Annotated in this window: 9 protein-coding genes; 3 read left to right on the forward strand and 6 right to left on the reverse strand. The window is 64.2% G+C overall.

Annotated features, from left to right (window positions below; translation table 11 throughout):
- Nucleotides 1–716: AAA family ATPase (locus AACR77_RS21580; protein WP_042883361.1), on the reverse strand; the 716-nt coding region annotated here is incomplete at its 3' end.
- A gap of 216 nt (nucleotides 717–932) precedes the next feature.
- Here AACR77_RS21580 and AACR77_RS21585 point away from each other — a divergent pair.
- Nucleotides 933–1,370: a hypothetical protein gene (locus AACR77_RS21585; RefSeq protein WP_081999502.1), complete on the forward strand. Its 438-nt coding sequence runs from the start codon at nucleotides 933–935 to the stop codon at nucleotides 1,368–1,370.
- A 74-nt stretch (nucleotides 1,371–1,444) separates the two neighbouring features.
- The gene (gene rimI / locus AACR77_RS21590; RefSeq protein ID WP_029313700.1) at nucleotides 1,445–1,894 is read left to right on the forward strand and encodes a ribosomal protein S18-alanine N-acetyltransferase; all 450 of its coding nucleotides are present in this window, start codon (nucleotides 1,445–1,447) and stop codon (nucleotides 1,892–1,894) included.
- Between the two features lie 72 nt (nucleotides 1,895–1,966).
- Here the strand turns inward: rimI and AACR77_RS21595 are convergent, their stop codons facing one another.
- On the reverse strand, nucleotides 1,967–2,509 hold the full coding sequence (locus AACR77_RS21595; protein WP_042016521.1) for a hypothetical protein: 543 nt from the start codon (nucleotides 2,507–2,509) through the stop codon (nucleotides 1,967–1,969).
- A 181-nt stretch (nucleotides 2,510–2,690) separates the two neighbouring features.
- Between AACR77_RS21595 and AACR77_RS21600 the strand changes: the two genes are divergently transcribed.
- On the forward strand, nucleotides 2,691–4,481 hold the full coding sequence (locus tag AACR77_RS21600) for an AMP-dependent synthetase/ligase (RefSeq protein WP_042883364.1): 1,791 nt from the start codon (nucleotides 2,691–2,693) through the stop codon (nucleotides 4,479–4,481).
- A 60-nt stretch (nucleotides 4,482–4,541) separates the two neighbouring features.
- On the opposite strand, the gene AACR77_RS21605 is transcribed toward AACR77_RS21600, so the two are convergent.
- The 4 genes from AACR77_RS21605 to AACR77_RS21620 all read right to left on the reverse strand — a co-directional run.
- Nucleotides 4,542–5,756, reverse strand: a complete 1,215-nt coding sequence (locus AACR77_RS21605; RefSeq protein ID WP_042883367.1) for an aldose 1-epimerase family protein — start codon at nucleotides 5,754–5,756, stop codon at nucleotides 4,542–4,544.
- 224 nt (nucleotides 5,757–5,980) lie between these two features.
- Nucleotides 5,981–6,673, reverse strand: coding sequence for an aspartate/glutamate racemase family protein (locus AACR77_RS21610; protein WP_042883369.1), 693 nt, complete (start codon nucleotides 6,671–6,673; stop codon nucleotides 5,981–5,983).
- Between the two features lie 135 nt (nucleotides 6,674–6,808).
- Nucleotides 6,809–7,399 carry a LysE family translocator gene (locus AACR77_RS21615; RefSeq protein ID WP_010672906.1) on the reverse strand — a complete coding sequence of 197 codons (591 nt, stop codon included), beginning with the start codon at nucleotides 7,397–7,399 and terminating at the stop codon, nucleotides 6,809–6,811.
- Between the two features lie 102 nt (nucleotides 7,400–7,501).
- On the reverse strand, nucleotides 7,502–7,791 hold a 290-nt coding region (locus tag AACR77_RS21620), incomplete at its 5' end, for a lysine transporter LysE (RefSeq protein WP_042883371.1).

Below are 7,791 nucleotides of genomic sequence, written 5' to 3' on the forward strand. Positions count from 1 at the left end.
TAGATGAGTTCGAAACAGGCGTCCGGCAGGCGTACCTGCTCGATGGCATCCTGCCAGGCGTCGTACTCTTCCCCCCGAATCTGCACCGCCGGGGTCAGGTTCTGATGGGATTGGCCATCGCTCGCCAGCATGGCCTGGAAGTTGGATTTCTCCTGCACCCTGTCCATCCAGACCCGCACCAGCATGCGGTCGTAGAGCGCCTCCAGCCCGCTGTCCGGGGCAGGCAGCTCGTTCGAGGCGGTGACCAGCAGCCGCATGGGAATGGGGTGCTGGCTGTCGCCGTTGCGAAACTGCCGCTCGTTGATGGCGGTGAGCAGGGTGTTGAGGATGGCGGGGCCCGCCTTCCAGATCTCGTCGAGGAAGACCACTTCGGCCTCCGGCAGGTAGCCGCTGGTCAACCGCAGGTACTTGCCATCCTCCTTGAGCGCCTGGATAGAGAGGGGGCCGAACACCTCCTCCGGCGTACTGAAACGGGTCATCAGGTATTCGAAATGGCGGGCATCCTGAAACGCCAGCTTGAGGCGCCGCGCGATCAGGCTCTTGGCGATGCCCGGGGGGCCCAGCAGAAAGACGCTCTCGCCACTCAGGGCCGCCAGCAGGCCGAGCCGCAGGGCATCCTGGCGCTCATACAGTCCCTCGCCAAGGGCGGAAAGGAGCCGTGGCAGGCGCTCATGAATGGGGGTGGCACGAACAGTATTCTGGGCTAAAGGCGGCATAGGCACAGTTCCGAAGCTGATAGGTCATCCGTGGTGACGGGGTCCGGCCTCTGGCCCCGCCCCACTCTCATTGTCTGTCATCTCTGCCCCCGGGGAGGCGCTCGTTTGCCATCGCCACAGGGCGAAAAGCGCACGTCCGGGGTGCAGCAAATCCCGCGAGAGTGTACTCTGCGCATCATTATTTACCCCAACGCAGATCAAGAGTGAGCCTTCGCCATGCAAGATCCTCTGCTGGACCCGCTGCGCCAGCGCATCCTGGCCCGCATGGGCATCCCCCTCTGGCAACAAAGAGGCCGACTCCTGGCGGGAGGCACCAGCCCCGATGGCGCCGCGCAGCCGGCAAACACGCCCGCCGACGAGGTGCTGGCCCCGCAGGAGACTGCCCCTCTGCCGACCGGCAAGCTCTGGCTGCTGGCCGAGACGCTGCCCGCGCCCTCCCTGCTCGGGGACATCTGCCGCTGGCTCGGCCTTGGCACGGACGAGGTCTCCCTGCTGTCCGAGATGCCTTCCCTGCCAGCAGGGGCCACTTCGCCCCTGCTCTGGCTGACGGCGCCGGACCCTCGCTGGCCCGATGCCCTGGTCTGCCCGCTCAAGCCCGATGGGGCGCACAAGCGCGTCCTCTGGCAGCAGTGCCGACAGCGCCACACCCCTTGATGCTCACGACCATGGCACGGCCATGGTGTCCATCGCAAGCCTGAATCCCGTCCGGAGTGACCATGTCTGACCTCTTGCCCCACTTTCGCCCCCTGCTCGAATCGGACTTCGAAGCCATCTACCCCATCGAGCAGGCCGCCCACCAGGAGCCCTGGAGCCAGGCCAACCTGCTCTCCTGCTTCGGGCCGCGCTATCTCAACGGCCTGATGCTGGTGGACGGACGACCGGCCGGTTTCTACATCTCGGATCTGGTGGCGGGAGACAGCTCCCTGATGAACATCTGCGTACACCCCGACTTTCAGGGCAAGGGGCTGGGGCGGGCGCTGCTCAGGGAGTACCTGGCCCGCAGCAAGGCCGGCAAGGCCGAGGCCTGGTTCCTGGAGGTCAGGGCTGGCAACCGCACCGCCATCAACCTCTACGAGAGCGAGGGGTTTGCCGAGTATTGCCGCCGCGCCGACTACTATGGCACCGGGCAGGAGAGGGAGGATGCCGTGCTGATGTCCCGTCTGTTCGACTTCGGCTGACAACCCGCAGCAGACCGCCGTCAGCGGACGCCCCCCTCTGACCTCCCAGACTCCCCCGCTTCGCTTCCCCCCTCAGGGCAGGGGCGCGTTGTCGATGGAGGGGTCTTCCAGGCTCAGGGTCACCCTCAGCACGGCCTCGAAGGCGGCTCCCGAGAGGGGCATGAAGAAGCCGCGACCATAGGTGACACCGGGCATCCAGATCTGTTCGATATCCACCGCGATCTTGATGGGGCGAAGCGGCTCACCCGGTCGCTGGACATAGATGCCAGGGGCCGTCGCAACCTGGGGGAAGCGGCGCAGAATGTGCTCGCTGCCATCCCCCGCATCCGGGTTGAGTCGCACCTTCACCAGCCCCGCCAGGGCGGATTGCATCTCGGGGGCACGCCACAGCCTGGTATTCAGCGCCTTGCAGCGTCGGCACTTGGCGCGCTCGATCACGTAGAGCAAGGGGTATCCTTCCCTCAGCGCCAGCCGCTGCGCCTGCTCATAGCCCTCGGCGCCGCTCAGCCAGGGATTATCCTGCTCCCCCGCGCCCCCCAGCAGATACCAGAGGGCGCCTGCCCCCGCCAACAGCAGCAACACGCCGGTGAACAGGCTCTTGATCCCGATATTCATGGTGCAACTCCCTGAATGAATCCGATCCCTGCCCCCTATCATGCCTCACTCTCATCTGGTTGACGACTTTGTGATCCAGGACAAATGGCGCACACTTGTAAGCTGTAATGTTAGAGTTTAAACTCCAGCCCCGATTTTGGTGCCCCTGCGGGTGCACAACTGTTACTTGAGGATGCGTGAGATGTCGCAGTTTCATCTGGTTAGAGTGATGCGTGAGCGTATTGCCCGCCTTGGCAACAAGGCCGCCCTGCGCGTCCAGCAGGATGGCCAGTGGCGCGCCATCGGCTGGCGAACCCTGGGTCAGGCCATGGATTATTGCGCCCAGGGCCTGATCCGGGCGGGCCACCAGTCCGGCGAGATGGTCGGCATCTATGCCCGCAACATGCCCGAGTGGACCCAGGCCGACCTCGGCATCCTGGCCGCCCGCGGCGTCAGCGTGCCCATCTACCCCACCAGCACCCTCGATCAGCTGCGCTATATCGTCAAGGATGCCGGCATCAGGATGCTGTTCGTGGGGGAGCAGCCCCAGTTCGATCAGGCGCTGCACCTCATCGACAGCGGCGAGATAAGCCACATCGTCGCCCTGGACGGCACCGTCGATCTGCGCGGCTGCGCCTCGGCCAGCCACTTCCAGACCTTCCTCGTCTCCGGCAACCACCAACCCAGCGAGCTGGTGCTGCGCGAGCGCGAGCGCCACTACCGCATGGACGACCTGCTGACCCTCATCTACACCTCGGGCACCACGGGCGAACCCAAGGGGGTCATGCTCGATTTCGCCAACATGGCCGCCTGCTTCGAGATGCATGACGCTCGCCTCGACCTCAGCGAGCAGGATGTCTCCCTCTGCATGCTGCCGCTGAGTCATGTGTTCGAGCGCACCTGGAACTACTACGTGCTCTATTGCGGCGCCGAGAACGTCTACATTCGCGACCCGCAGAAGGTGATGGATGTCATCGGCGAGGTGAAGCCCACCGTGATGTGCGCCGTGCCCCGCCTCTACGAGAAGGCCTACGCCATGATCCAGGCCAAGGTCGCCCAGGCGCCGCGCCTGCGCCGCGCCCTGTTCGGCTGGGCCACCCGGGTGGGCAAGCAGATGGTCGCCACCCGTCAGGCGGGCAAGTCCGCCTCTCCCCCGCTCTATGGCCAGCTCTGGCTTGCCGAGCGCCTGGTGTTTCGCAAGCTGCGCGCCCGTTTCGGCGGTCGCCCCCGCTTCCTGCCGGTGGCGGGCGCCCGTCTCGCGGACGAGGTGAATCTCTTCTTCCAGGCCATGGGGCTCAACCTCAAGTACGGCTACGGCATGACCGAGACCACCGCCACCGTCTGCTGCTATGAAGACACCCAGTTCAGGCTGGGCTCCATCGGCACGGCGCTAAACGGCATCGAGGTGAAACTCGGCGAGAACAATGAACTGCTGGTGCGCGCCCCCACCGTGATGCGTGGCTACTACAACAAACCAGAGGCCACCGCCGAGGTGATGACCGAGGATGGCTTCCTGCGCACCGGCGATGCAGGCGAGCTGGATGGCGAGGGCAACATCTACTTCACCGAGCGCTTGAAGGAGCTGATGAAGACCTCCAACGGCAAGTACGTGGCGCCGCAACTGGTCGAGGGGACCCTCGGCAAGGATCGCTTCATCGAGCAGATTGCCATCGTCGCCGATGCCCGCCACTTCGTGTCGGCACTCATCGTGCCCTGCTTCGAGTCCCTCGAGGAGTATGCCCGCTCCATCAACCTGCAGTACCAGTGCAAGACCGAGCTGCTGCGCCACTCCCGGGTAATGGAGTTCTTCGAAGCCCGCATCGCCGATCTGCAAAAAGAGCTGGCCAAGTTCGAGCAGGTGAAGAAGTTCACCCTGCTGCCGAGCGCCTTCTCCATGGAGCTCGGGGAGATCACCCCCACCATGAAGCTGCGCCGCAAGATCATCGAGGCCAAGTACCAGCGCGAGATAGAAGCCATGTACAGCCACGTCTGATCGACGGGCCTGATATGAAAAAGCCGCTCATGGAGCGGCTTTTTGCTGGGCGTCTCTCCCTTATGGCAGCTTGACCAGGGGTTGCTCGCGCAGCTCGGTGGCCCGACCGCCCTGGATCTTCTCCACCCGGGCCAGGGCCTGCTTCACCTCGTCGGCATTTTGCAGCAGGCGATAGGTCAGATCGAAGGTCTTGGTCTCCCCCGGCTGGATCTTGGGGACCAGCCCGAGCGGGCGCTGGTACTTGGTGCTGTAGGCATAGCTGGTACCGGGTTCGATGCCGGTCACATAGCCCTGGGCCCGGGTGTCGGTGTTCTTCCACAGAGTCAGCACCGGCAGCTGTCGGGTGTTGTAGCCCACCGCCACTCCGGCGTTGCCGGCCCGGTTGTTCAGCACTGCCAGGGTATTGCCGTCGGCGTCGCTGTAGGGCACCAGGTTGAACACCATCTCGTCGAAGCCCTTGGTGGGCCCTAGATAGGTTTGCCAACCCTTGAGTCCGGCCTTGGCGTAGTCATTGAACGGGGAGATCTGCTTCACCGGCGTGCTCACCCTGGCTCCCTCCTCCAGAATGGGGGCCCCGAAGTTGCCGTGATAGATGATCTGGTACTCGTTCTCGTAATCCGCGTGGTTGGTCAGCTTGTCCTGCAGGGCAAACTCCGCCTGACCGGGCACCACGCTCAGCTGGGTCCAGGTGACCAGTTCGCTCATCTTGAAGGTGCGCTCGTCCACCCGGCCCAGCACGTGGATGGCGTAGGGCGGCTCTTCGTCCACGGTCACGCTGACCACGGAGGCGGGAATGTTCTGCACCCGGCCATGGAGGCTCTTGAGGCGGCCGTCGTCATCCACCCCGGGATGACCCGTCCACTCGTAGCCGCAGCGCACCAGCATCTCGTTGAAGCCGTCGAGCCAGCCGAGGCCGCCACGGCTCTCGAGATCGATGAAGGCGGGGTTGACCACCTCCTTGACCGGTGAATCCCAGCCTAGGCGCAGATCCGCCGCCTTGACCTCCTTGATCCCCATGCCGCGGGTCGGCACCAGGGTGATCTTCATGACGCCGTTGTCGACGATGAGCAGATCCACCCCTTCCTGGCGGCCGCCGTGCAGGCGTTTCTTCTCGATGGTGAAGGGAACCGGACTCTTGATGCCGAGCTTCTCGCTGGTGATCTTCCAGTCCCCCACATCCAGCCCTTGCTGGGAGTCGGTCAGCAGAAATTCGGCGGCGTGACCCGCGGTGGCGCCCAGGGCGAGCAGCACGGCAATGGAGAGTTTCTTCAACATGGATTTATCCTCGTGTCTCTTGTTTTTGTGAAAGCTGAATCGTTTCAGTGATCGAAAACTAGGCGTCTGACGCCCCGGACTCAAGAGACAAACGGAGGAAATGTGAGCCGATTGACAATAAAAACGGCTTCAGCCCTGCTGAAATGAAGGCTGACTCACAGTTATGAAAGGAGGAAAAAACAGGCGGGGTGAGAGGGGCGCCCCCTCACCCCGCCCGCACCACATCAGGCAAGGGCCAGCGCCACCGCGGCTTCGGCGTGGATGGCGGTGGTGTCATAGAGGGGCACGGCGGCCTGGCACGCCCCCACCAGCAGGGCGATTTCGGTGCAACCCAGGATCACCGCCTGGGCACCGGCCTGTGCCAGATCGGCGATGATGGCCAGATACTCGGCCTGAGACGACTCGCGAATGTCGCCGAGGCAGAGCTCGTCATAGATGATGCGGTGCACCCGCTCCCGTGCAACGTCATCAGGCACCAGCACCTCCAGCCCGAAGCGCTCCTGGAGCCGCCCCTTGTAGAAATCCTGCTCCATGGTGAAGCGGGTGCCGAGCAAACCCACCCGGGTCACCCCGTCGGCCTGGAGGCGATGGGCCGTGGCATCGGCGATGTGGAGCAGGGGAATGTCGATGGCGGCCTCGATCTCCGGCGCCACCTTGTGCATGGTGTTGGTCCCGATCAGCAGGAAATCGGCGCCACCGGCCTGAATGGCCCTGGCCTCGGCCGCCAGCAGACGGGCGGTGGCGGGCCAGTCACCGGCGTGCTGCAACCGCTCTATCCCGGCAAAATCCACGCTGCTCAGCAGCACCCGCGCCGAGTGCAGACCGCCGAGCCGCTCGCGTACTCCCCGGTTGAGGGCCTGGTAATAGCTGACGGTGGACTCCCAGCTCATGCCACCCAGCAGACCGATACATTTCATGGGATCTCCTTATGTCACCCGATGGTGCAAACCAATGCCGCAATCCCTCAGGGGGCGCGTTTGATCGCACCGCACCAGCAATAAAAAAGGCCCCGAAGGGCCAACAAGACAGCCGGTAAAGGCTCAGGCCGAGACCTAAACCCAGATCATCAGCACGCAGGCCGCCGTGGCGAGCCCCATGCCCAGATTGAAACGACGCCAGCCGGTGGCGGTGCGGATGAGGCGGCGCACCTGGGCACCGAACAGCACCCAGAAAGCACCGGTATAGAGGCCGGTTACGAAGAAAATGCCGAGCACCCAGCCCGCGGACGGCCAGTAAGCCTCCCCCGCCAGGGTGAAGCCGCTGATGGCGGAGAGCGCCATCATCCAGGCTTTGGGGTTGAGCAGTTGCAGCATGGCCCCCTGATGGGCCGGGATGAGCGGCCGGTTCCCCTCCGCCGGGCCACTGGCGTTGGCCACCTTCCAGGCCAGCCAGAGCAGGTAGGCCGACCCCACCAGCTTGAGGCCGTCGTGCAGCAGGGGCAGACGCTCGAACACCACCCCGAGCCCCAGGGCCGTGGCCAGGATCATCAGGTTGATGCCCCCCACCACCCCCACCAGCAGAGGCACGGAGCGGCGAAACCCCTGGGCGGCCCCGGCACTGGTGAGCAGCATGTTGTTGGGGCCCGGCGTGCCACAGGTGATAAGGGCAAAGCCCGCCAGGGGGAGCAACCAGTTCAGATCCATCTCAACCTCGTTCAGATACGGCAAGCCTCCTAATATGCAGAGCCGACGCCCTGACGACAAGGTCAGCAATGCATTTTCTTTGCATGAATAATCAAGGTGCTGTTAATACCAGAGCATCACCACGCACAGGGCGGTCAAGGCACCCAGGCTGCCGTTGAGACGACGCCACCCCTTGTCCGAGTTGATCCAGCGGCTCAGCTGATGGCCAAACATCACCCAGGCGAAGCAGACCGGGAACCCCGCCATGGGGAAGACACTCATGATGCCCCACATGCTCGGCCAGTAGTCGCTCCCCGGCAGGCTGAACAGACTGATGGCCGAGATCCCCATCATCCACGCCTTGGGATTGAGGAACTGGAAGCCAAGCCCTTCAAGCAGGGTCAAGGGGCGGG

It is taken from the genome of Aeromonas sp. ZOR0002, from assembly GCF_963866995.1.
Lineage (GTDB): Bacteria > Pseudomonadota > Gammaproteobacteria > Enterobacterales > Aeromonadaceae > Aeromonas > Aeromonas caviae.